The sequence below is a fragment of the Variovorax sp. DAIF25 genome (genome assembly GCF_050711835.1).
In the GTDB taxonomy this organism is placed as follows: domain Bacteria; phylum Pseudomonadota; class Gammaproteobacteria; order Burkholderiales; family Burkholderiaceae_C; genus Variovorax.
The window spans coordinates 1,748,720-1,772,063 of sequence record NZ_CP136637.1 but is presented as its reverse complement, the minus strand read 5'-3'; the positions used below and the strand labels follow the sequence as shown (position 1 = coordinate 1,772,063).

At 64.6% G+C, this 23,344-nt stretch carries 22 protein-coding genes; 12 read left to right on the top strand and 10 right to left on the bottom strand.

The genetic code is table 11. The features are described 5' to 3' along the window. Positions 1 to 43: 43 nt before the first annotated feature. From R0232_RS42510 to R0232_RS42485, 6 genes are all read right to left on the bottom strand, one after another. A complete protein-coding gene (locus tag R0232_RS42510) occupies positions 44 to 490 on the bottom strand; it encodes a MaoC family dehydratase (RefSeq protein ID WP_431513377.1) in 447 nt (148 codons plus the stop codon). Next, the gene (locus R0232_RS42505) at positions 483 to 2,135 is read right to left on the bottom strand and encodes an AMP-binding protein (protein WP_431513376.1); all 1,653 of its coding nucleotides are present in this window, start codon (positions 2,133 to 2,135) and stop codon (positions 483 to 485) included. The genes R0232_RS42510 and R0232_RS42505 overlap by 8 nt, the downstream gene beginning before the upstream one ends. After that, entirely contained in the window at positions 2,132 to 2,872 is a 741-nt protein-coding gene (locus tag R0232_RS42500) for a nitroreductase (RefSeq protein WP_431513375.1), read from the bottom strand. The genes R0232_RS42505 and R0232_RS42500 overlap by 4 nt, the downstream gene beginning before the upstream one ends. A 13-nt stretch (positions 2,873 to 2,885) precedes the next feature. Next, the gene (locus tag R0232_RS42495) at positions 2,886 to 4,280 is read right to left on the bottom strand and encodes an MFS transporter (protein ID WP_431513374.1); all 1,395 of its coding nucleotides are present in this window, start codon (positions 4,278 to 4,280) and stop codon (positions 2,886 to 2,888) included. Between the two features lie 149 nt (positions 4,281 to 4,429). Next, the gene (locus R0232_RS42490; RefSeq protein WP_208509530.1) at positions 4,430 to 5,449 is read right to left on the bottom strand and encodes an AraC family transcriptional regulator; all 1,020 of its coding nucleotides are present in this window, start codon (positions 5,447 to 5,449) and stop codon (positions 4,430 to 4,432) included. Between the two features lie 146 nt (positions 5,450 to 5,595). Beyond that, the gene (locus R0232_RS42485) at positions 5,596 to 6,201 is read right to left on the bottom strand and encodes a TetR/AcrR family transcriptional regulator (RefSeq protein WP_431513373.1); all 606 of its coding nucleotides are present in this window, start codon (positions 6,199 to 6,201) and stop codon (positions 5,596 to 5,598) included. A 132-nt stretch (positions 6,202 to 6,333) separates the two neighbouring features. On the opposite strand from R0232_RS42485, the gene R0232_RS42480 reads away from it, so the two are divergent. The 6 genes from R0232_RS42480 to R0232_RS42455 all read left to right on the top strand — a co-directional run bounded on the left by R0232_RS42480 (position 6,334) and on the right by R0232_RS42455 (position 12,149). Continuing rightward, complete coding sequence (locus R0232_RS42480; protein ID WP_431513372.1) at positions 6,334 to 7,179, top strand: alpha/beta fold hydrolase; 846 nt, start codon at positions 6,334 to 6,336, stop codon at positions 7,177 to 7,179. A gap of 52 nt (positions 7,180 to 7,231) precedes the next feature. Continuing rightward, positions 7,232 to 8,326, top strand: a complete 1,095-nt coding sequence (locus R0232_RS42475) for an alkene reductase (protein ID WP_431513371.1) — start codon at positions 7,232 to 7,234, stop codon at positions 8,324 to 8,326. Positions 8,327 to 8,386: 60 nt separating this feature from the next. Then, positions 8,387 to 9,175: an SDR family NAD(P)-dependent oxidoreductase gene (locus R0232_RS42470; RefSeq protein ID WP_413765008.1), complete on the top strand. Its 789-nt coding sequence runs from the start codon at positions 8,387 to 8,389 to the stop codon at positions 9,173 to 9,175. Between the two features lie 35 nt (positions 9,176 to 9,210). Beyond that, entirely contained in the window at positions 9,211 to 10,197 is a 987-nt protein-coding gene (locus tag R0232_RS42465) for an MDR family oxidoreductase (protein WP_431513370.1), read from the top strand. Positions 10,198 to 10,208: 11 nt separating this feature from the next. Then, positions 10,209 to 11,039 (top strand): alpha/beta fold hydrolase, encoded by an 831-nt coding sequence (locus R0232_RS42460; RefSeq protein ID WP_208509536.1) that lies wholly within the window; start codon positions 10,209 to 10,211, stop codon positions 11,037 to 11,039. A gap of 108 nt (positions 11,040 to 11,147) precedes the next feature. Beyond that, the gene (locus R0232_RS42455) at positions 11,148 to 12,149 is read left to right on the top strand and encodes an NADP-dependent oxidoreductase (protein ID WP_431513369.1); all 1,002 of its coding nucleotides are present in this window, start codon (positions 11,148 to 11,150) and stop codon (positions 12,147 to 12,149) included. A gap of 802 nt (positions 12,150 to 12,951) precedes the next feature. On the opposite strand, the gene R0232_RS42450 is transcribed toward R0232_RS42455, so the two are convergent. Then, positions 12,952 to 13,710 carry a sulfite exporter TauE/SafE family protein gene (locus R0232_RS42450; RefSeq protein WP_431513368.1) on the bottom strand — a complete coding sequence of 253 codons (759 nt, stop codon included), beginning with the start codon at positions 13,708 to 13,710 and terminating at the stop codon, positions 12,952 to 12,954. Between the two features lie 89 nt (positions 13,711 to 13,799). On the opposite strand from R0232_RS42450, the gene R0232_RS42445 reads away from it, so the two are divergent. From R0232_RS42445 to R0232_RS42435, 3 genes are all read left to right on the top strand, one after another. Then, complete coding sequence (locus tag R0232_RS42445) at positions 13,800 to 15,131, top strand: PLP-dependent aminotransferase family protein (protein ID WP_431513367.1); 1,332 nt, start codon at positions 13,800 to 13,802, stop codon at positions 15,129 to 15,131. A gap of 455 nt (positions 15,132 to 15,586) precedes the next feature. Further along, positions 15,587 to 16,408, top strand: coding sequence for an SDR family NAD(P)-dependent oxidoreductase (locus tag R0232_RS42440; protein ID WP_431513366.1), 822 nt, complete (start codon positions 15,587 to 15,589; stop codon positions 16,406 to 16,408). A gap of 480 nt (positions 16,409 to 16,888) precedes the next feature. Beyond that, positions 16,889 to 17,089: a YqaE/Pmp3 family membrane protein gene (locus tag R0232_RS42435; protein ID WP_431513365.1), complete on the top strand. Its 201-nt coding sequence runs from the start codon at positions 16,889 to 16,891 to the stop codon at positions 17,087 to 17,089. A 572-nt stretch (positions 17,090 to 17,661) separates the two neighbouring features. Here R0232_RS42435 and R0232_RS42430 read toward each other — a convergent pair. Beyond that, positions 17,662 to 18,183 (bottom strand): helix-turn-helix domain-containing protein, encoded by a 522-nt coding sequence (locus tag R0232_RS42430; protein ID WP_431513364.1) that lies wholly within the window; start codon positions 18,181 to 18,183, stop codon positions 17,662 to 17,664. Between the two features lie 213 nt (positions 18,184 to 18,396). Between R0232_RS42430 and R0232_RS42425 the strand changes: the two genes are divergently transcribed. Further along, positions 18,397 to 18,762, top strand: coding sequence for a helix-turn-helix domain-containing protein (locus tag R0232_RS42425; RefSeq protein ID WP_431513363.1), 366 nt, complete (start codon positions 18,397 to 18,399; stop codon positions 18,760 to 18,762). Between the two features lie 965 nt (positions 18,763 to 19,727). Then, positions 19,728 to 20,540 carry an NYN domain-containing protein gene (locus tag R0232_RS42420; RefSeq protein ID WP_431513362.1) on the top strand — a complete coding sequence of 271 codons (813 nt, stop codon included), beginning with the start codon at positions 19,728 to 19,730 and terminating at the stop codon, positions 20,538 to 20,540. Here the strand turns inward: R0232_RS42420 and R0232_RS42415 are convergent. Beyond that, positions 20,438 to 20,998 (bottom strand): JAB domain-containing protein, encoded by a 561-nt coding sequence (locus R0232_RS42415; protein ID WP_431513361.1) that lies wholly within the window; start codon positions 20,996 to 20,998, stop codon positions 20,438 to 20,440. The two genes, R0232_RS42420 and R0232_RS42415, sit on opposite strands and share 103 nt — an antisense overlap. Positions 20,999 to 21,168: 170 nt before the next feature. Between R0232_RS42415 and R0232_RS42410 the strand changes: the two genes are divergently transcribed. Continuing rightward, positions 21,169 to 21,681, top strand: a complete 513-nt coding sequence (locus R0232_RS42410; RefSeq protein ID WP_296779176.1) for a hypothetical protein — start codon at positions 21,169 to 21,171, stop codon at positions 21,679 to 21,681. A gap of 41 nt (positions 21,682 to 21,722) precedes the next feature. Here the strand turns inward: R0232_RS42410 and tnpC are convergent, their stop codons facing one another. Continuing rightward, positions 21,723 to 23,288, bottom strand: a complete 1,566-nt coding sequence (gene tnpC, locus R0232_RS42405; protein ID WP_431512395.1) for an IS66 family transposase — start codon at positions 23,286 to 23,288, stop codon at positions 21,723 to 21,725. Positions 23,289 to 23,344 lie beyond the last annotated feature (56 nt).

Sequence of the window (23,344 nt, the reverse complement as noted above, 5' to 3'; positions counted from 1 at the left end):
GGGGCAATGCCCCCGTGAACGCGCACGCTGGCGCGGAAGGCACTCATGCGGCGGGCGTGAAAAGCACCGTGCCCTGCGCGAGCACGCTGGTCCTGTCGTCTGCGCTCTTGATCGCACCTTGCAATTCGAGAACGCAGCCGCCCTTCGAATGCGCGGCCATCGACGTCACGCGCCACTCGATGAGTACCGTCTCGTTCGCCCGTACGGGACGCAGCAGGTCGACCGAGAAGTTCATGCCCAGCACCTTGCCCCTCGTGGCGAAGTGACTGGCGGTCAGCCCCATCAGCAGCGAGGTGGTGTGGGTCGCACTAGCGATCAAGCCGCCGAAGCGCGTGCCCTGTGCAAACGCGGCATCGTGGTGCAGCGGGTTCTCGTCTCCCGCGGCCAGCGCGAAGGCACGCACTTGCGCTTCGTCGAAGGTGTGGGGTCGCGAGAAGCGATAGCCGGGCCCGACAGGCCCCAGGGCCGCGGCCGCTTCGCACTCAACCATGGCTCGCGAGCCGGGTGATGGCGTCCTGGCTTCCGGCCTGCTGGCGCAAGCGGAACTTCTGGATCTTTCCCGTGGCCGTCTTCGGCAAGGGGATGAAGATCACGCGGCGCGGACACTTGAAGTGCGCCAGCCGCTCGCGGCAGAACGCAATGATCTCCTGCTCGGTGGGCGCGGCGACACCGGCCTTCAGCTCCATGAACACGCACGGCACCTCGCCCCACTTGGGGTCGGGCTGCGCCACCACGGCGGCATGCAGCACCGCCGGGTGTCCATGGATGACGTCTTCGATTTCGACCGACGAGATGTTCTCGCCGCCCGAGATGATCACGTCCTTCGACCGATCGGTGATCTGCGCATACCCGTTGGCATGCAGGACCGCGACGTCGCCGGTGCGGAACCAGCCATCGGCGAGCGCCTTGCGCGTTGCCGCCTCGTTCTTGAAGTAGCCCATCATCACGGTGTTGCCGCGCAGCATGAGTTCCCCAGCCGACATGCCGTCGGGCACGACGGGCTCGAGGGTGTCGGCGTCGCCGACCATGAGGCCTTCGAACATGGCGGCGCGCACGCCCTGGCGCACGCGCAGCGCACCCTGCTCGGCGGGCGCCAGATCGTCCCAGCCGTCCTGCCACACGCAACTCACCGGCGTACCCGAAACCTCCGTGATGCCGAAGACGTGCTCCACGTCGAAGCCCATCGCCAGCACCGCATTCAGCACGGCGAGCGGCGGTGGCGAGCCGGCCGTGAGCACGCGCACGGGGCGCGGCAGCCGGGTGTCTTTCGCCGCGTCCGCGAGCATCGCCATCACGACTGGCGCTGCGCAGAGGTGATCGATCTGATGGCGCTCGATGGCCTCCAGCACGACGTCGGCAGACACCCGGCGCAGGCAGACATGGGTGCCCGCCGCCGCAGTCACGGCCCAAGTGAAGCACCATCCGTTCGCGTGGAACATGGGCAAGGTCCACAGGTACTTCGGCGCCCGTGGCATTGCCCAGTTCGTGATCTGCAGCAGGCTCATGAGGTAGGTGCCGCGATGGCTGGCGACCACGCCCTTGGGGTCTCCGGTCGTGCCGGAGGTGTAGTTCAGGGCGATGGGTTGCCACTCGTCGCTGGGCCAACGACCGGCAAAGTCCGGGTCTCCGTTCGCCAGCAGCGATTCGTAGTCGGTCTCGCCGATGGGTTCGCCGGGTGGTGCGAGGTGGTCGTTGATGTCGATGACCGCAGGCGCACGGTCGAGCAGCTCTAGCGCTGCGGCCACCGTGGCGGCGAACTCGCGATCGACCATCAGCAATTTGCACTCGCCGTGGCGCAGGATGAACGCGATGCCTTCGGCATCCAGGCGATGGTTGATTGCGTTGAGCACCGCGCCGGCCAGCGGAATGCCGAAGTGGGCCTCCAGCATGGCCGGCGTGTTGGGCGCGAGCACCGAGACGGTGTCGCCCGGTTCGATGCCTCGCATCGCCAGCGCGGACGCCAGGCGATGGCAGCGCTCGCGCGTCTGCGCCCAGGTCCGCCTCAACTCGCCGTGCACCACCGCCACGCGGTTCGGATGCGCGAGCGCCGCGCGGTCGAGAAAGCCCAGCGGCGTGAGCGGCACATGATTTGCCGCGCAGCGTTCGAGGCCCCGTGCATAGGATGGCGCGCTCATGCGGAGGTCTCCTTGGAGGTGTCGTGGAAGGTCGTAAACGCGGAGACTGGCTCGCGCTCGGTAACGAGCGAGTTCTCGACCGACGAGGTGTCGGCGTAGCCCAGGCTCATGCCGCAGACCAGCATCTGGCCGGAGGGAATGTCCAGCAGGTCCGCGATCTGGCGATGGAATTTCAGGAACGCGGCCTGCGGGCAGGTGTGGAGGTTGCGGCCGCGCGCGGCCACCATCACGCTCTGCAGGAACATGCCGTAGTCCAGCAGGCTGCCCTCCTCGAGTTCGCGGTCCACCGTGAAGAACAGGCCCACGGGCGCATCGAAGAAGCGGTAGTTGCGACCGTGCTGCAGGTGCATGCGCTGCTTGTCGCCCTTGGCGATGCCGAGCAATCCGTAGAGGTCCCAGCCGACCTTGCGGCGCCGTTCCAGGTAGGGAGAACACCATTCGCGCGGGTAGTAGTCGTAGGGCTCGAGCAGCTCGCCCGACCGGCCGGGATCGTCGTCGAGCGCGGCAATCGCCGCCGACAGACGGGCCTTGGCAGGCCCCGTCAGCACATGCACATGCCAGGGCTGCATGTTCATGCCGGAGGCGCTGTAGCGCGCCGTCGAGAGGATCGCCTCAACCTCTTCCCGGGGCACCGGCCGGGGCAAGAACGCCCTGACGCTGCGCCGGGTGGCAATGGCCCAGTCGACCGCTCCTTGCAGCGCGTGTGCCTCCAGCGGTGGCGCCATCATTCGGTTCATTAAGGTTTCCTTGCTATTTCGAAGCCGGGCGAATCGCCCCGCCCACACGGCCCACTTCGCCGGGGGCCGCGCGCGCGGCCTTGGCCTGGGTCGACGCGGCGCGCGACTGGTTCACGAACGACACCGCTGCCGCGCCGATGACGCCGGCCAGGGCGATCGCCATGAAGTTCTGCTCGATGGGCAGGCTCAGCGACACGAGCCAGCCGATCAGGATCGGCGCGGCAATGGCGCCGATGCGGCCGACACCTGAGGCAAAGCCGACACCCGTCGAACGCACGGCCGGTGGATAGAAATCGCCGGCGTAGGCATAGGCCAGCAGTTGCGTTCCGAGCGTGGACGCACCCACCACGAACACGGCAACGAACAGCAGCTCGGTCGATTTCGTGTATGCGAGCGCGGCCAGCGACGCAGCCCCGACCACGTAGAACGCCACCAGTACATGTTTGATGTTGAACTTGTCGCTCAGCAGGCCGCCGCCGATTGCGCCCACGATCGCACCGACGTTGAAGACGATCACGAAGTTCAGGGCCGAGCCCAGGCTGTATCCCGCCATGGCCATGAGCTTGGTCAGCCAGGAGTTCAGCGCGTAGACCATGAACAGCCCCGTCATGAAGGCCACCCAGATCATCACGGTGCTGAACGCGCGCCCGGCGTCGAACAGGGTGCGCACCGGCGCGTCGTGCAGGCGGTCGCTGGACGCGCCGACATACACGGTGCCGGCTGCGTTCGGCTGCTCCGGCGCGAGCTTGGCCGCGATCTCGCCGAGCTGCCGCTGGTCACCCTTCTTGAGGAGAAACGACAGCGATTCGGGCATCGTTTTCAGAATGAGTGGAATCAGCAGCACGGGCAAGCCGGCCACATAGAACACCCATTGCCATCCATGGCTCTCGATGAGCTGCTTGGCGGTGAGCGCGACCAGAATGCCGCCAACGGAGTAGCCCGCGAAAACCATCGTCACCAGGCGCGTACGCAGCTTCGCCGGTGCGAACTCGCCCATCTGCGCGGTCACGATGGGCAACACCCCGCCGATGCCGAGGCCCGCGATGAAGCGGGCGACGCTAAAGCCGATGGGTTCGGTGGCCAGCCCAGTCAGCGCCGTGAAGACACTGAAGAGCGCCACGCACACCGCGATCATGCGAGGGCGGCCGATGCGGTCGGCCAGGGTGCCCAGAAAGATCGCGCCCAGCATGGTTCCGAACAACGCCGACCCGGCCATGACGCCGGCGCTCGTGGCGTCGACGCCCATGTCTTTCATGATCGATGGCAGCGCGGCGCCCACGACCGCCAGGTCATAGCCATCGATGACCAGGATCAACACGCACCACCAGAGCACGAGCCCGTGAAAGCCGTTGAACCGGGAGTGCCCCGCCAACGCGTGAATATCGACCTGCTTGCCGGCCTGCTGCATGTTTTTGTCTCCTGTCGTTTGATCTGTCGCGGGATGCGATGTCGACGGGAGGTTAGTTCTGCAGGCGGCGCGCTTCCATGCCCGCGCGTCTCGATCTGGATGGGGCGTTCGGACATGTCGGCGTCCCCGGCGAGCGCCGAAGGTTCGGCTTATTCCGGCGCGGGCGCGGACGAGCGATAGGCGCCCGGGCTGACGCCTGTCCATTTCTTGAAGGCGCGATGGAAGGCGCTGGTTTCCTGGAAGCCGGTGCGCGCGGCGACTTCGGCCACCGTCAGCGACGCGCTCGACAAGAGGTCGATGGCGATGTCCCGCCGCAGGTCGTCCTTCACGCGCTGGTAGCTCACGCCCTCCTGCTGCAAGCGGCGTTGCAGCGTGGTGCCAGAAACGCAGAGTTCCTGTGCGAGCTTTTCGAGTTCGGGCCACGCCTCGGGCATCTGGCTTCGCAACCTGTTGCGCACCTGGGCGCTGGTGCTGGCGTCGTTGCGGTACTTGACCAGCAGGTTGGCCGGCGCTTCCCTCAGGAAGTTGTCGACCGTTGCGGGCGACTCCGCAATCTTCAGGTCCAGCAGATCGCTGGCGAAACTGATGTGCGTGGTCTCGCCATTGAATTTCACGCTCTCGCAAAAGCGCGTGCGGTAGTGGCTGTCGTCACCGGGCGGCGGGCACCGGAACTGCATCTCGCGCAGGGGAATGCGCCGGTGCACGAGCCAGCAGGCCAGGCCATGGACCAAGATGAACCAGGTGCCGTAGCCAAACAACCGGCGCAGCACGCCGCCGTCATGCAGGATCACGCGCGCCTCGTCGCCGTCGCAGACCAGCTCGCCGCGGAAGTCGTCCAACGTGGCGTGGAGGAACCGCAAGATGCGGCGCAGCGCATGCGCCAGGTTGTCGGCGTTGACGGCGGCGCGCGTCATCAGCGCATAGCTGCCGCGGCGAAGCCCGTGGCTGTCGAGGCCGAAGAACTCGTCGTCCATCAGGTCGGCCAGCGCCACCCACATCTGCGAATACGCCGCCGCCGAGATGCGCGCACGCGGCGCGTTCAACAACTCGCGATCAATCTTGGCGCTTTCGAGGACGCTGCTGATGTCCATGTTCCTCAGCGCCGCGGCGTGGATCGCCTCGTGCACCAGTTCAATGGACACGGTTCCCTTCAAGCCTGCAGACTTCATACGCACTCGCTCAAGAATCAGTGGTGGGGCGAGCTCTTTATAAGCGCGTTTCGCGCTGTGCAGGATGCGACCTCAGGGGACCCGCAGCGTCTGCATCAATGAGATGCCGCCGACCTCTGTCGTGGGCTGTCGCGGAAGTTGTGCGACTAGCTGATCTGGGAATCGGAAGCGCCAGGTGCCGTCGACGAAAGCCTCGACAGGACGGCGCTGCGGCAGACATCCAGAATTTCATCGGCCAGTGGCGAGTCGTCAGGACACGCCCGCGACAGCACGATGGCACCGACTGCCTGCGCAATGAGGTCGATCCGCCTGGCGCGTGCGTCGCCGCCCTGATCGTCCTCCTCTGGCGCGTCGAACTGGTTTCCCAGGGTCACCAGCAGGTTTTCAATGCCGGTCGCAAACGCCGTCTTGATCGACTCCGGTTGGCGCGCAGCATCTGCGCACAGGGCGGCCATCGTGCAACCGTCACCCGGTGCATCTCGGTGTTCACGGGACAGATAGTGATGGACAAATGCCATCGCATCGACGCCTTCGGCCTTGGCGGCCGTCTGCGCAAAACCACAAGTCGCGGCTTGCGCCATCAGGTCGGCTTTGGATTCGAAGTGCTTATAGAACCCGCCGTGGGTAAAGCCTGCGAACGCCATCAAGTCCGCAATCCCCACCCCGTCGTAACCACGCTCGCGAAACAGCGTGGAGGCCGTCTCGACGATGTGCGCCCGGTTCGCCTGTGCCTGCGCCTTGGTGACCTTCATGTCCAGGACCTCTCTAGATGTGCCATCGGTGAAGCCATGAATATACATTGATGTCGATCATCATCAAAGTCATTGACATCAAAGATGATGATCGACATCATTAAGCCAACTTACCTTGGAAGGCTCCCGAAAATGAGCGATACCCACCTGACCGCACCCACCCGCTTCGTCGAAGTGGATGGCGACAAATTCGCCTATCGCCGCTGGGGCAACACCTCCAGCGGACAGCCCACTCTGTTCTTCGTCCAACATTTCCGCGGCGGCCTGGACCACTGGGATCCCCTGTTGACCGATGGTCTGGCCGCAGGCCGCGAGGTCATCCTTTACAACGGTCGCGGCATTGCCTCCTCGACCGGCACGCCCCGCAACCGGATCGAAGACATGGCGGACGACATCGCCCTGGTGATCCGGGCGCTGGGTCTGTCCCAGGTCGATCTACTTGGTTTCTCGATCGGGGGCTTCCAGGTGCAGGAGGTCGTGCTGCGTCACCCGCAACTGGTTCGAAAGCTCTTCCTGCTCGGCACCGGACTGCGCGGCGGCGATCCGAAGATGGAGCCCAGGGTGCTGGAGGTCGCGCCGAACCCCGTGCCGACCGCGGATGACTTTCTCTACCTGTTCTTCGGCCGCTCGGAAGCTGCCAAGCAGGCGGGTCTGGCCTTCTGGGAGCGCCGCCACCAGCGCGTCGACCAGGACCCGCCCAGCTCGATGGCCGTCGCTCAAGCCCAAGCCGAGGCGCACGCCGCCTACCTGCAGCCGTTGCCGGGTGCGAACCCCTATGCCTTCCTGAACGCCGTCACGCAGCCGACCCTGGTGCTCAACGGCGTCGACGACATCATGATTCCCACGATCAACTCCTGGCATCTGTCGCAGAACATTCCCAACGCGCAGCTGTTGATCTATCCCGACGCCGGACACGGCGCGCAGTTCCAGTATCCCGAGCGCTTCCTGCAACACGCGATCCAGTTCCTCGAGGAGTGATGCCGTAGCGCATCCCGTCCCCGCCCGATCAACGACGACACAGCAAACAAGCATGACTGACAAGACGCTCTTCGAGCCCTACACACTTGGCTCACTCCAACTGTCCAACCGCATCGTGATGGCGCCGCTGACGCGCAATCGGGCAGGCGCTGGTCTGGTGCCCAGCGAGTACGCCGCCACTTACTACGGTCAGCGCGCCTCGGCGGGCCTGATCATCACCGAGGCCACCCAGATCTCGGCCGATGCCCAGGGCTACCAGGACACCCCGGGCCTGTACACGCCGCAGCAGATCGACGGCTGGCGCAAGGTGACCGACGCCGTTCACGCCAAGGGCGGGCGGATCTTCGTGCAGTTGTGGCACGTGGGCCGTATCTCCCACGTGGACCTGCGCCCTGGTGGCACCGCGCCGGTGGCCCCCTCCCCTATTCGCGCCGCGACCAAGACCTTCGTCAACAACGGTTTTCATGACGTCTCCGAGCCACGTGCCCTGACCCTGGATGAGATTCCAGGCATCGTCGAGGATTTCCGCCAGGCTGCGGCCCATGCGATCACTGCGGGGTTCGACGGCGTCGAGGTCCACGGTGCCAACGGCTACCTGCTGGAGCAGTTCATCAAGGACGGTGCCAACACCCGGACGGACGCGTACGGCGGCTCCATCGAGAACCGCGCGCGGCTGTTGCTCGAAGTCACGGCCGCCGTGGCGAAGGAAATCGGTGCCGAACGCACCGGTGTGCGCCTCTCGCCGGTGTCGTCGGCCGGCGCCATTTCGTCCAGCGATCCGCAGCCGCAGTACGACTACATCGCCGAGCAACTCAATGCGATGGGCATCGTCTACCTGCATGTGGTCGAAGGCGCCACCGGGGGGCCGCGCGATGCCGCACCGTTCGATTTCGACGCCTTGCGCACTCGCTTCAAGAACACCTACCTGGCCAACAACGGGTATGACCTCGAACTGGCCAACGCCCGCCTGATCGAGGACAAGGCCGACCTGTTCGTCTTCGGCCGCCCCTTCATCAGCAACCCCGATCTGGTCGAAAGGCTGGAGATCGGCGCACCCCTCGCCGCGCTGGACCCCACCACGCTGTATGGCGGTGGCGCCAAAGGCTACATCGACTATCCGACCCTCGCTGATTCCAGCGTCCGGTAGTCGTTTTTCCACGCTGCATATCGCGGCATGGACTCACCCTTTCGATCACCAGCAAAACACATGACCTCTCATTCCACTGTTCTCATCACGGGCGCCTCGACCGGCATTGGCGCCATCTATGCCGACCGCTTCGCACGCCGCGGCCACGACCTCGTGCTGGTGGCGCGCGACAAGGCGCGGCTGGAAGAGCTCGCGGCGCGCTTGCGTGAGGAAACCGGCGCTGCCGTCGATATCCTTGCGGCCGACCTGACCCAACCCGGCGATCTGGCCGCAATCGAGGCGCGCCTGCGCGAGGACGCCAGGATCGAAACCCTGATCAACAACGCCGGGGCCGCGCTGTCCGGCCAATTCATCGATCAACCGACAGACGACATCGCTCGCCTGGTCAGCCTCAACACCACCGCGCTGGTCAGGCTGGCCAGTGCCATCGCCCCGCGCCTGGTGCAGGCCGGCAAAGGTGCGATCGTCAACATCGGCTCGGTGGTCGGCCTAGCGCCCGAGTTCGGCATGTCGGTCTACGGCGCGACCAAGGCCTTCGTTCTGTTCCTGTCCCAGGGGCTGAACCTGGAGCTCGCGCCCCAGGGTATCTACGTGCAGGCGGTGTTGCCGGCCGGAACCCGTACCGAGATCTGGGAGCGCGCGGGCATCGATAGCCGTGCGATGCCTGACCTGATGGGAGTAGAAGAGCTGGTGGATGCCGCGCTGGCCGGATTCGACCGCCGTGAACTCGTGACCATCCCGCCGTTGCACGATGCCGCGCGCTGGGAAACGCTGAACACGGCACGTCAGGCCCTGGTCGCGGACATCCGGCAGGCGCATGTGGCAGAGCGCTATCGAAACGCCGCCTGATACGGAAAGAAGCGCCAGAACGGAAGGAACATCACATGACATTCAAGGCACTGCTCGCCAGCAAGACCGGCGACACCATATCAAGCAGCCTGGTCGACTTCAAGGAAGAGGACCTGATGCCGGGCGACGTCACCGTCGCGGTCGAGTACTCGACGGTGAACTACAAGGACGCGATGGCGCTCAGTGGCCGGTCACCGGTCATTCGCCAGTTTCCGCTGATTCCGGGCATCGACTTTGCCGGCGTCGTCGAGGCATCGACTTATCCCGGCATCGCAGCCGGCGACCGTGTGCTGGCCAACGGCTGGGGACTGAGCCAGACGCACCACGGCGGCTTTGCGCAGAAGGCGCGGGTGAGTGGTGATTGGCTGGTCAAGGTTCCCGAGGTGTTTTCGACCCGGGATGCCATGGCCATCGGCACCGCCGGGTACACCGCCATGCTGTCGGTGCTCGCGCTCGAGCATGGTGGCCTGACGCCCGAGCACGGCGACATCCTGGTGACGGGCGCCAATGGCGGCGCCGGCTCCGTGGCGATCGCGCTGCTGTCGAGCCTAGGCTATCGCGTGATCGCGTCGACCGGGCGTCTCGAGGAATCCGAATACCTGCGTGCGCTGGGCGCGGCGGACATCATCGACCGTCACACCCTGTCCGAAGCGGGCGCACCGATCGCCAAGGAGCGATGGGCCGGGGCCATCGATTCGGTCGGCAGCCATACCTTGGCAAACGTCCTGGCGCAGACCCGGTATCGCGGCGTGGTCGCGGCCTTCGGGCTCGCACAGGGCGCGGACCTGCCGGCATCCGTCCTGCCCTTCATCCTGCGCAACATCACCCTCGCCGGTATCGACTCGGTCAATGCGCCGCAGCCTGCGCGGCTGCAGGCGTGGTCGCGTCTGGCCAGCGACCTGGACCTGGACAAGCTGGCACGGACCACCAAGGTGATCGGATTGGCAGAGGTTCCTGACGTTGCCAGCCAGGTACTCGCAGGGAAGGTCCAGGGGCGCACCATCGTGGATGTGAACGCCTGACCGGATCGCGCATGCCCTACATCGATGCTCCCAACCTCTCGATCGATGTCGACGGGACTGCATTCGCGTACCGCGACCTGGGGCCGCGCGATGGCGTGCCTCTGGTCCTGCTCAACCACTGGGGCGCGGTCCTCGACAATTTCGACCCGCGGATCGTCGATGGACTTGCCCGCAGGCATCGCATCATCGCCCTCGACTACCGAGGGATCGGCGCTTCAGGCGGAACAGCGCCTGTGACCATCGATGCGATGGCGCGGGATGCGATCGCGCTGGTCCACGCACTGGGCTTCGAGAAGATTGATCTGCTTGGCTTCTCCCTCGGAGGATTCGTGGCGCAGGACATCGTGCTGAAAGCCCCCGGCCTGGTGCGCCGACTCATCCTGACCGGCACAGGGCCGGCAGGCGGCACAGGCATCGAACGGGTCGGAGCGGTCTCCTGGCCGCTGATAGTCAAAGGCCTGCTGACGCTGCGGGATCCGAAGACCTTTCTGTTCTTCACCTCCACGGGCAACGGTCGTCGAGCCGCGAAAGCCTTCCTGGAGCGACTGAAGGAGCGCAAGGCGGATCGGGACAAGGGGCCGACGCCCCCTACCTTCCTGCGACAGCTGAAGGCCATCAAGGCCTGGGGCCGGCAGGTGCCCCAGGATCTGGGCGGCATCCGCATCCCTGTGCTGATTGCGAATGGCGACAACGACATCATGGTGCCCACTGTGAACAGCCATGACATGGCGCGTCGCATCCCAGGCTCGCAACTGGTCATCTACAAAGACGCTGGGCATGGCGGGATTTTCCAGTACCACGGCGAATTCGTGCCCAAGGCGCTGGCCTTTCTCAATGACTGAACGACGGCATCTTTTGCAACCGGCTTCAGGCCGACTTTCCCGACCGCCCCCTGTGGGGCGGGGCTGCCCGAAGCGAATTCAACCAAACACTCTGGAAAAAAGTCGCCCATGAAAGCGTTCATCATCGATCGTTACGGAAAGAATGAGGTTGGCCGCATCGGCGAAACGCCCGAACCCGAGGTGCGGGACGATGACGTCCTGATCCAGATCCACGCGGCGAGCATCAATGCCCTGGACTCGAAGATCAAGAACGGCGAATTCAAATTGATTCTTCCGTACCACTTTCCCCTGATCCTGGGCAACGACCTGGCCGGAACGGTTAAGCGGGTCGGCGCTCGCGTTCGCAGCTTCAAACCTGGCGACGAGGTCTATGCGCGCCCCGACGACAATCGCATCGGCACCTTCGCCGAGTTCATCGCCGTCAAGGAATCGTCGTTGGCGCTGAAGCCCAACCATCTCAGCATGGTCGAGGCCGCATCCGTTCCTCTGGTGGCCCTGACCGCCTGGCAGGTGCTGGTCGAAACCGCCAAGCTGAAAAAAGGACAGAAGGTTCTGATCCATGCCGGCTCCGGCGGCGTCGGCACCATTGCCATCCAGCTTGCCAAGCATCTCGGGGCATTCGTGGCCACGACCACTAGCACGGCCAACATCGCCTGGGTGAAGGCCTTGGGCGCGGACGTCGTCATCGATTACAAGCAGCAGGATTTCGCCACGGTGCTCCGCGACTACGACGTGGTGTTGAACAGCCTCGGCAACGGCGAGCTGAACAAATCCCTCCAGGTTCTCAAGCCGGGCGGGCATCTCATCTCCATCTCGGGGCCGCCCACCCCGGCGTTCGCCATCGCGCGAGGACTGGCCTGGCCGCTCAGGCAAGTGCTGCGCCTGTTGAGTTTCGGCATCAGGAACAAGGCAAAGAAGAACGGGGGCCACTACACCTTCGTCTTCATGCGGGCCGATGGGGCGCAGTTGCGAGAGATCACCGCCCTCATCGAGTCAGGCGCCATCCGCCCGGTCGTCGACAAAGTGTTCCCATTTCAGGACACACACAAAGCACTGGCATACGTCGACAGTGGGCGCGCCAAGGGCAAGGTCGTGGTGCAAGTGGTGTAGCTGCCGCCTGCCTGCGCTAGCGTCTTTGATCAGGCCCTTGCCCCGCCGACTCAGGCCATCGCACGGCCGACGCGCACGCCTCCGGTGGCCTTGGCGCTCTGTCCCCGCTCTGCATGACCAGGAGATCGACCTTGAGTTCATACACAACCGCCCGCATCGGCAAGCGCGCACTGGTGACCGGCGCATCTAGCGGCATCGGTGCGGCCATCGACGCGTGGACCCACATTTTCGCTGACGCTTGAACCGCCTGTATTCCAACGCGCACGCCTGTGGTTCTGCGCATCGGTGCGCAGAAGCGGGTCAGCGTTCGATGGAAAAGTGGGGCTAAGACGTTCCTTGGCTCTGGAAAGCGTACGCGAAATCTGCTTCACGGCATGCGAACCCGTATGCTGCCAGGAGATGAACTCTGGGAATTTGACTACAGAGAAGAGGCCAAGGTGGAGGCCTCCGGCTTTTACGGTTGGGCGCTCTTGCGGGACGGTCGTGTCGTGGGGTACTCGGCCGACGAGTGACTGCTTGGGACGCTTTGGCGACCGCTGTGCGCCCGGATACGTCGGCCATAACCTGTCATCCGGGGTGAGAATGGCCACCGCGTATTTGGCACTAAGGTTCACTGGCATCCCGCAGCTGGTTTGGCGGCTCTTCTTCCCAATGGGGGCGATCCTGACCGCCACGCGGCCGCACGGACGCAGCTTCAAGTGAATATTCCATGGCAACGCCACGCCGCAGGACTCCAACAAGCTGATCGAGCAGTTGGTGCAGTTCGCCGCCGCGGGCTTTCGTGCGCCGGCGCTTCGGTGATTCAGTGCATGTAGCCCGACACGCCGTCCCATAGCAGCTTGATGGCCGTGATCACGAGCAGGCCATAGCAGACCCGGTACATCTGCCGCTGGTCGAGCCGGGCATGCAGGCGCCAGCCCAGCCAGACGCCCGAGGGAATGGCGAAAAGACAGATGGCCATCAGCGTCCACACGCTGCCCGCAGGCCTAGCCAGGGCCAGCCACGGTACGGCCTTGAGGATGTTGCCGACCGTGAAGAACATGCTCGTGGTTCCGGCATAGACCTGCTTGCTGAGGCCGAGCGGCAGCAGGTACATGGCCAGCGGCGGCCCGCCCGAGTGCGCCACCATCGTGGTGATGCCCGATGTCAGGCCGGCGGCGATCGCCTTGGGCGACGAGCGTGGCCGCACCACCACCTCGCCACCGCGCACGAACCACAGCCCGACGAAGACCAGCGTGATCGCCGCCATCACGATGGCGATCGCACGGTGGTCGAGCACGCGGAACAGCACATAGCCCGCTCCGATGCCGACCACGAGCCCGGGCACCAGCAGCAGCAGGTCGGGCCTGGACCATGTGGAGGGCTTCCAGTAGCGCAGGCTGAACAGGTCCATCGCGATGAACAGCGGCGCGAGCAGGCCGCCGGCCGTCACCGGATCCATCACCAGCGACAGCAGCGGAATGCCGATGATCGCGAAGCCGCCGCCGAAGGCGCCCTTCATGAAGCAGATCAGGAACACACCGGCGAAGGTGACGAGGATGGTCGTGAGCGTCAGGTCCATGCGGCGGAAGCGGGTGGATCGGTGGAAGGCCCGGATCGTAGTTCCCCGATGCAAGACAATCAAATCATTGTCATGAATACAATCGCGCAATGCCCCAGGCTCGCTACAAACAGTTGGTCGACCGGCTCTCGGAGGACATCCGCCAGGGCCGCCTGAAACCCGGAACGGCGCTGCCCACGCATCGCCGGCTGGCCACGCGCGAGGGCATCTCGCTGGCCACGGCCACGCGCACCTACGCGGAGCTGCAGGCCATGGGGCTGGTCTCCGGCGAGGTCGGCCGCGGCACCTTCGTGCGCGAGCCCATCCCCTTCGGCGATGGCGTGGAGATGCACGTGGCCAGCGGCGATCTGCTGGACCTGAGCTTCAACTATCCGGCGCTGCCGATGCAGACGGACCTGCTGCGCACTGCGCTCCGGCAACTGGCCTCGGCGGGCGAGCTCGAATCCGTGCTGCGCTACCAGCCGCATGGCGGCCGTCCGCACGAGAAAGCCATCGTGGCGGCGCACCTGAAGAGCCGGGGCCTGTCGGTCGCCACCGACGAGGTGCTGATCACCAGCGGCGCGATCCATGGGCTCGCTTGTGCCGCCATGTCCTCGCTGCGGCCGGGCGACGCGGTGGCGGTGGATGCCCTGAGCTATCCGGGCATCCAGGTGGTGGCCGAGCTGTGCGGCCTGGAGCTGGTGGCGCTGCCCGCGGCCGGCCCGGGGCTCGATCCGGACGCGCTCGACGCCCTGTGCCGCCGGCGAAAGATCCGCGCCGTCTATTGCATGCCCACGCTGCACAACCCGCTCGGCTGGGTGATGCCGCTGGCCCAGCGCGAGGCCCTGATCGCGGTGGCGCGCCGCCGCGGCCTGCTGCTGCTGGAGGATGGCACCTACGCCTTTCTCGAGAAAAAGGCGCCCGCGCCGCTGGCGGCGCTCGCGCCCGACATCACCGTCTATGTCTCCAGCCTCTCGAAAAGCGTGGCGGCAGGCCTGCGCTTCGGCTTTGCATGCGCGCCTGCCGCTCTCATTCCCAAGATCCATCGTGCGATCCGCGCCACGGTCTGGAACACGCCGACCCTGGTGACCTCCCTGTGCTGCGGCTGGCTGCAGGACGGCACGGTCGCGCGGCTGGAGCAGGAGAAGCGGCGCGATGCCCTCGCGCGCCAGCGCATCGTGTCCACGGTGCTGGCGCGGTTCGAGATGGTTCGCCACCCGGCGTCGTACTTCGTCTGGCTGCCCTTGCCTGCCGGGGTGCGGTCGGACGCGGTCGCCATGCGGCTGAAAGAGGACAACGTGCTGGTCTCCACCGCCGCGCCGTATGCCGTGGGCTCTCAGCCGCCGCACGCCATCCGGCTGGCGCTGGGCTCGGTGTCGCATGCCGACCTGAAGCGGGCTTTGGAAAAAGTCGGCGGCGTCGTGGCGAGTCTCGACTGCTGAGCCGGATGCCTGCCTCGAACGGAGCGCTCGCGGCTTCGAACGTCGGGGGACAGCGCTAGATTCGCTCGTACGCGGAGCCCGAAGCGACGACGGGTTGCGGCCGCAACCGGACGTGGCTCAGATGGCTCTTGCGCATCTTCTCGGGCGCATGCGGTTCTTCGGGCTAGCGGCACCAGTTCGGCCGCGGCGCGTCGAGGGCCGCGAGCCGCGAGCCGTGCCATGAGCGAAGTGGCGCAAGATAGCAATCCGCGGCGGTGGCGACGTAGGACTTACGCCACCGGGCGCGATGATAGACAAGTTGGATATCGGGTCTGGCTCACCTTGCGGCGATCCACCATACCGCGCGAACTGGATGGAGTCGGATATGAGTTGCGGAACAGGACTCGTCTCCAAACTCCCGGAGTTCTCTTACCCAGCCAAATCTCGCTGGGCGCAACAGGCCGCTTGAGGGTCAGGTGGCCGTGGTGACGGGCGCAACGCGAGGCGTTGGCAAGGGCGTCGCGCTGGCGCTCGGTGAAGCCGGGGCGTTGGTCTATGCGACCGGGCGCACGCTCGAGGCCGGCGCGTCGAGCTGGCCGGGGTCCCTTCAGGAAACCGCCGATGAATTCGCCCAGCGCGGCGGCCAATGCATCCCGATCGTCTGCGACCATGGCGACGACGCCAGCGTGAAGCGCGTCTTCGAGCGTGTGCACGATGAACGGAACGCAGCGATCGACATCCTGGTGAACAACGTGTTTGCGGCCCCGTCTCACATGCCGGTCAACGTGCCCTTCTGGGAGCTCGAAGACGGCCTTTGGGAAGACCTGCTGCGCGTGGGGCTGCGCTCGGACTACACCGCCAGCCGCTGCACGGCGCCGAAGATGGTTGCCCGCCGCAAGGGACTGATCGTCAATACCTCCTCGGGCGGCGCTGTGCGCTACACCTTCAACGTGCCATTTGGTGTCCAGAAGGCCGGCGTCGACAAGATAGCCAAGGACATGGCTCACGACCTCAAGCCCTTCAGCGTAGCCGCGGTCGTGATCTGGCCAAGCTTTATCAAGAGCGAGAAGTTCCTCGCTCAGCCGGACCGGGTCCTGCACCACTGGCCAAGCGGATCATGGAAAGCGGCGAGTCGTCCGAGTTCGCGGGGCGGGCTGTGGTCGGCTTGGCGGCCGATCCGGCGATCATGGAAAAGAGCGGTCGACTGCATCTGGTTGCAGAACTGGCGCAAGAGTACGGGTTCACGGACATCGATGAGGGATGCCCGCGGCACCCTCGCGGGTCTGATCATCAGGTGAGGGCGAGAAAGACGCGATGCGCGGCTCGGGTGAGTCAAACCACCGGAACCTTTCCAGTACCGGCCGGTTCAAGCTTTTGGAGCAGGCTTGGCTGTCTGCGGGCTGATCACAGGAGCGCGCAGAGCTGAAGTGAACGGCGACGGAAATCGGCACGAGGCTCGTTCGTCCGAGAGGCTTAAGCAGGTGGGATCGTCGGATCGACGATCTAGGCGGTCATCGGGGAACGTGAGCGCTGAGCAGTCAAGCCACGCTGGCGTCGGACTTGGTGTGATGCTATGGCCTGCCTCATGCAGCTTTCGGCTTGCGAATGCCTGGAACCTACGGGCCCGCGTCCCAGCCGTGCTAAGGCCCTCTCACCATCCACGCCAAAGATGCCGACCGCTGGCAACTTAGTGGGCGGATGGATCGTGCGGAAAAGCTATGGTCCGCCGGCCCGTCCTTTGGCAGGATCGTGGCTAGACCAACCACGGAGAAAACATCTTGCGTCTCATCCTGGCCATACTTCTTCCCTTCGTCGCCTTCTTCACGATCGGCCGCCCGATCGCAGGCATCATCTGTTTGATCTTGCAGGTCACCTTGATTGGCTGGCTCCCGGCCGCGATTTGGGCTGTGTATGCGCTGAGTCAATACAAAACGGATCGGAAGATCGAGAGGGCGCTGAGCGCGCGCAGGAGCACCTGAGCGTCACATGTGAGAGGACAAGCGGGTCGATCGCTAGAAGGGCGTTCTCCACGACGCCAGGTCCCTCGATCATTTAGATCCCAAGCTTGAGCAGGACTTCCAGGCGAACCGAAAACGCCACATCCCTCACCGCCTATTAAGCGCAGCTGAACGCCGCGTGCTCACTAACACTCCAAACCCCGGCCGTTCGGCATGCCGAACTGCTACGACATTAAAACACCCGCGGCCCCTGCGGGATTTCGGATTTTTCGGATGATGCTCGGCAGTCAGACGACGTCAAGACTGGCGAACAAACACGGTGACATGTGGCGGCGAACAGAGCTGTGACGTGACTGTTTCATTGGCAGCATGCCGAGCCCCGGTTACCTCCTCCTACAGGTGAACTGCGCCGATCCGGGGCGACTGCGCTTAGTTTCATTCGCAGTCGGCCTTGATCCAGGCGAGCGCCGTGGCTTATCTCCCCGCACATTCGCCAGTTAAATTAACGATCTGCTGCCTTGACGCGTCTCAACAGTGTCGACCCGCCTCTTCTCCTCAGAGGTTTTGGCGCAAGGCGGCAAGTGAGCTTGAATTCAGTCGCGCTGCGCCAGCACCACAGACAGGTACGAGACCGGTTGATGCTGGAACGCCTCGATCCCGTGCTGCACGTTGGCATCGAACAGGAGCGAGTCTCCAGCCCTTACCGAAACCGCCTTGCTGCCATAGCGATATGTGACCTCGCCAGAGAGGAAGTACAGAAATTTCACACCGGGGTACAGGGAAGTCACGAAGGGCTCGGCACTAGGCAAAAGTGTGACCAGATGCGGTTCCACTAGGATGTGGCCCGAAAGTAGGTGACCCAGCAGTTCATGGCGATAGTCCAACGCCGCGCCGCTTGGGTCGACCACTAGCCCACACCCAGCGGGCACATGGCAAAAATCAGCCCGAATCTCTCTCTCTGCGAAAAGACGAGACACCGGCACCCGCAGGCTTTCGGCAAGACGATCTAAGGTGTCTACTGACGGGGACACCAAGCCCCGTTCAATGCGCGAGAGCAGCGAGGCAGAAATTCCTGAGGCCTGCGCCAACGCTCCGCCGGATACGTCAGTCGCCACGCGAAGCGCTCTTACTTGCGCTCCTATGCGCGTTGCTGACAGGCTACGTGCTTCATGTGCTGGTCGGCATCCTTGCGCCGGCAAAGCAGTGTCGGGAACTCGTACTGGCTCCGCAGTTGGCAAAGGTGACGCTCGAGTCGGGCTCACGGCAACTCTTCCATGCAGTGTATATGCCGTCGATTCTAATGCTTCAAAGAGGGAAGGTCATCGGGTATGCCAATACCCGTCAAGAGATCGAACGTGCAGGCGCTCGCGCACAGAGAGCCCATCTCAATTGCACTGGGGAAGCGGCTCAAAGAGCTTCGAATAGAGGCTGATAGATCCCAAGCCGAGCTCGCTTTCGACTGTGAACTCGATCGCACTTACATATCTCTAATCGAGCGAGGATTAGCCAATCCATCGCTGTGGACTCTTGGCACAGTGGCATTTGCGTTGAAAACAACAGTTTCGGATTTGCTTTTAGGCAACACGCACGTCGTTCAGCCATCCATGGGTGAGCACAGCAGAAAGCGTCGAGTTAATCAGGCGTCGCACGAGCCCAAACCTGCCACTGGCAATAGGCGTTCGCAGCTGCGTTGACGATTTCTACACCGGACAGGTTGTTAAGTTGGGCTGCGATCAAGGACTTGGACTGGCGTATGCCGCAAGTCCAAGGCTCACCCGGTATTAGGTGGAGCAAAGTGTCGGCGCCGAAGAGAGTTGAGCCACCGACAAACTGGCTCAGTTTCCGGTCGGCGCCAACATGTAGCTGTAGCGCTCCGAGCGACTGCCGTGCGGGGCCTGCACGAAGATGGACGGAGCACGCTCCTGATCTGATCATCCGACAAGGGATGCTCCGAGCGCCGCACCGGCGAATGGTTGGCGAAGCGAGATGCAAGTTGCATGGTCTTTCTCCTGATGAAGTTGGCTGTTGAAAAAGCCTCACCAAATTCCTAGATTCAGAGCCCTCTTCGGGCTTCCGGCGGGGTCGGCACGAAGAACCCGGTTGGCCTCGTTGCCACCGTCTTTACTGACTTCATCGCCCGCGGCTAACAGGACGCGCGTCGGGGCACCGTCAAGGAAGCAAGCGCCAGGTAGGTGCAGCCCGCAATTGGAGGCGAGGACACGGCCTGGCGCGCCTTGACGGCGCCCCGGCGCGGGCTACGGTCGCGGACAAGGTGATGAGGTAAGGAAAGATGGCTGGACAGGCAACGCCCACCTTCTGCGCCGACACCACGCAAGCGAAGCGCGCAGCGCCGCAGGCGCGAAGGCCGATCCGGCGCAGCCGGTTCGGCGGAATGAAGGGGCGCCAAGCGCAGTGCGGCGGGGATGGGCTGCACAGCCGCCCCCCTGGAGGCAAGTGCAGCGCGCAGGCCTTGCGCAACGAGCCGGGCCGAAGGCGTCAGCCGAGCGGCGCGAGGGACCGATGGAAGCCCGGATGGGGCGAGGCGCCAAGGGTGGCTCGATGCGCAAGCACGACAGCGCGGCCGGTTATCACCCCCTTGGCCGGAGACGCCCTGAATCGGTTACCGTTACCAGTCCAACCCAGCAGCACGGAACCCCGGATGAGCACCATCCCAACGACAACAGAGACACGCGTGGCCGTCCTGGTCGACTGCGACAACGTGCCGCCCGACATCCTCGAGCACGCGCTGCGCATGGTGGCGCAGTTCGGCCGCGTCGTGCTGCGGCGCGGCTACGGCAACCAGGGCACGCTGGCGAACAAATGGCAGGAGGCCCTGGTTCGCCTGGCCTTCACGGCCTGTCTGCAGTACCAGTACGCCGCCGGCAAGAACACCGCCGACATCGCCCTGGCGCTGGATGCGCTGGAAGCGCTCTTTGACAAGCGCGCCGACACCTTCTGCCTGGTCACCAGCGATTCCGACTTCGCCTATCTGTGCCGCAAACTGCGCGAGCGCGGCGCCACCGTGTGCATCGTCGGCGAGCCCAAGACGCCCGACGCGCTGCGCAACGCCAGCGACCAGTTCTTCGAATGGGTGCGTCCCGAGCCTCCAGCCGAAGCGACCGTCGAGGCCGCACCGAAGATCTCCGCGAAAGCGGACCCGGCCAAGGCCGAGCCGCCGAAGCAGGAGCCTCCCAAGCCAGCCCCGAAGCGCCGGCCACGCTTCCTCGTAGAGGCCGTGGCGCTGCTGGCCAGCGACACGTCCGAAGGCAAGGTCGGCCTGGGCGTCCTCGGCCAATACCTCAAGCGCACCGACCCCGCCTTCTCGCCCCAGACGTACGGCCACTCAGGGCTGCTGAACATGGTCAAGACCTACGACCTGCTGGCGCCCCTGCAGGAGCAAGGCGGCCACTGGTCGGTGAGCCTGCTGCCCAAGCCCGAGGGCGCGGCAGAAGCCGACGCGCCGCGCGCATAGGGCTCGCATCGGCAAATGGAGAGAAGGCCCGAAGGCCCCGCATCACAGAAGGCCTCGCTCAGCCATCGACAGGATCGTGCCGCCCGCGACGATCGGTGATCCAGCCCCCGCACGTCCAACAGCGCCGCCGCCTGCTTGAGCGTCTGCGTCAGTTGCTCGTCGGCCCGCGAGGGTTCGGCACAGCCGCTGGGATGGCAATGCACCAGCAACAGCGCGGAACTGTTGAGCGCCAGCGCATCCTTGACCACCTCGCGCGGATAGACCGAAGTCTGCGTCACCGTGCCCCGGAACATCTCGACGTAGTCCAGGACCGCATGGTGTGCATCCAGATGGACCACGAAGACCTCATGGGGCAAGGCTCCGAGCCTTGTCCGCAGAAAGTCCTTGACCATCGCCGGCGACGTCAGCACGTTGACGCCGCGCACCCGGCTCGCCAGGAACCGCTGCGCAACCGCCAACACCTCATCGGCACCGGCGGGCCTGTACTCGCCCGCAACATCGCGAATCAGCAGCGAAGACGAAGAAGCCGAAACGAAGGTAAGCGTCCCGAGAAGTCATGTTGACGTCTTCTGCCGTGGGTGGGTAGCGGTCGCACAATGGTCGCTCTCAAACGGTCTGATACGTGCAAATGCTTGATCTCCACGCCCCACTTGTACCCGGAACATCTGCCGCGGGATTCGAGATTGGGCAATCGCTGTCAAGTGTTGAATCCTTGCTGCATGGTGCAAGCAGGAAGGACCATGTACCGGGCTTTCACCTCGTGGCCGCGCTGGCAGAGAACAAGGGAGCTCTTGTTCTTCGGAACTTTGGCGACCCTGGGGAAACCGCCATATTCTTTGGTTCAGACGTCGTCCGGCTAGTGTTCTCTCCCGGTGGGGTGCTCAGGTGCATTTACGTCTTCGAGGGCTATCTTGGCGCCTACGAAGGAGTGCGGGTCGGTGACATGCTGTCGCTGCTGTCACCGACTATGGAGCTCGACTTCGACGGCGGAGACGAGATGTATTACCGCCTCGATGGCGAGGGCGAGTACATCCCAGGAATCGCGATAGTCGCTGTGGAGGCCGACGTGTCACAGCACGCCTCTACACCGGTCGTCGGTTACTGCGTTCACGACTGGACGATCTTCCGAACCCAAACATGACGGAGAGTTGCCTCCGTCACCACAACTACGCCTTGCCGTGACTAAGCCGCGTCCCAGCGATGTGGCAGGAGTTCCGCTATGTCGCGCGCCCGATGCGTTGGCAATCGCGTCATGACGTCCTTGAGGTAGGCGTAGGGGTCGTGGCCGTTGAGTTTGGCGGTCTGGATGAGGCTCATGATGGCGGCGGACCGCTGCCCGGCACGAAGGCTTCCGGCGAACAGCCAGTTGTTGCGGCCTACGGCGATCGGCCGGATCTGGTTCTCCACCCAGTTGTTGTCTGCAGGCAAGTTGCCGTCGTCCAGGTAGCGCGTCAGCGCGGCCCAGCGCTTCAGGCTGTAGTTCAGTGCTTTGGCTGTCCCTGAACCTTCTGGAACCTTGAGCCGCTGCGCGATCATCCAGGCATGCAGCGCCTCGGCGATCGGTCGACCCCGCGCTTGGCGTATCCGACGCCGCTCATCGGGGTCCAAGTGTTTCACCTCACGCTCGATCTCGTAGAGCCGAGTGAAGTACTGGATTCCGGCCTCGGCGATCTGGCTCTTGTTGGCTGTGTGCAGCTCGACGAACTTGCGCCGCGCATGGGCCAGGCAGCCAGCTTCGACAACGCCCTTGGCCAGCAGGGCCTTGTAGCCGGAGTAGTCATCACAGACCAGCGCGCCGCGCCAGCCGCCCAGGAAGTTCTGCGCATGCTGGCCAGCCCGGCTGTCGGCGAAGTCGTAAACCACCGCCTTCATGTCTTCGAAGGCGCCGGGCGTGTAGGCCCACAGATACGCACGGTGAGTCTTGCCGGTGCCGGGCTTGAGCATCGCTACCGGTGTCTCGTCGGAATGCAGAACGCGGTGAGCGAGGATCGCTTCCTTGAGTGCGTCCACCAGCGGTTGCAGGCGCACACCACAGGCGCCGACCCAGGCTCCGAGCGTTGAGCGAGGGATGGCCAGGCCAGCGCGCCCGAAGATCGCTTCCTGCCTGTACAGCGGCAGATGGTCAGCGTACTTGGCGACCATCACCTGTGCCAGGAGGCCGGCTGTCGGGATGCCCTTGTCGATCACCTGTGCGGGCACCGGCGCCTGGATCAGCGTCTGGCACTTCGCGCAGGCCCACTTACCTCGAACATGCCGCTCGACGGTGAACACGCCGGGAACGTAGTCGAGCTTCTCGGCCACGTCCTCACCGAAGCGCTTGAGGGCGCAGCCGCATGCACAAGTAGTCGACTCGGGTTCGTGGTGAATGTCGACGCGCGGCAGGTCTGCCGGCAGCGCCGTGCGACGCGGCTGCTGCTTGTCCTCAGTCTTGGGTGGCGGGCGGAGCTGCTTCAGCTCCTCTTCAATGGCGGCCAGGTCGGCATCGAGCGTCTCATCCAGAAGGCTGGCCTGCGCCGCGTCGAGCTTCTCGCTGCTCTTGCCGAAGCGCAGGCGCTTGTACTGCGCGAGTTCGTGGGTCAGCTGATCGACCTTGGCGGTCTTGAACGTGACCTCGCGCGTGAGCGTCTCGATCGAGCGGTCCTTGGCCTCAAGCTGGCTTTGCTGCTTTGTGCGGTCCTTGATGAGCCGGAGGGTCACCTCGCGCAGTTGCTCTGCGTTGAGGCCCTTCAGTTGTTCGGCATCCACCATGAGCACGTATGGTGCTGACCGAGCGCACGAATGTCATCGGCGTTTGCAGCAATTGC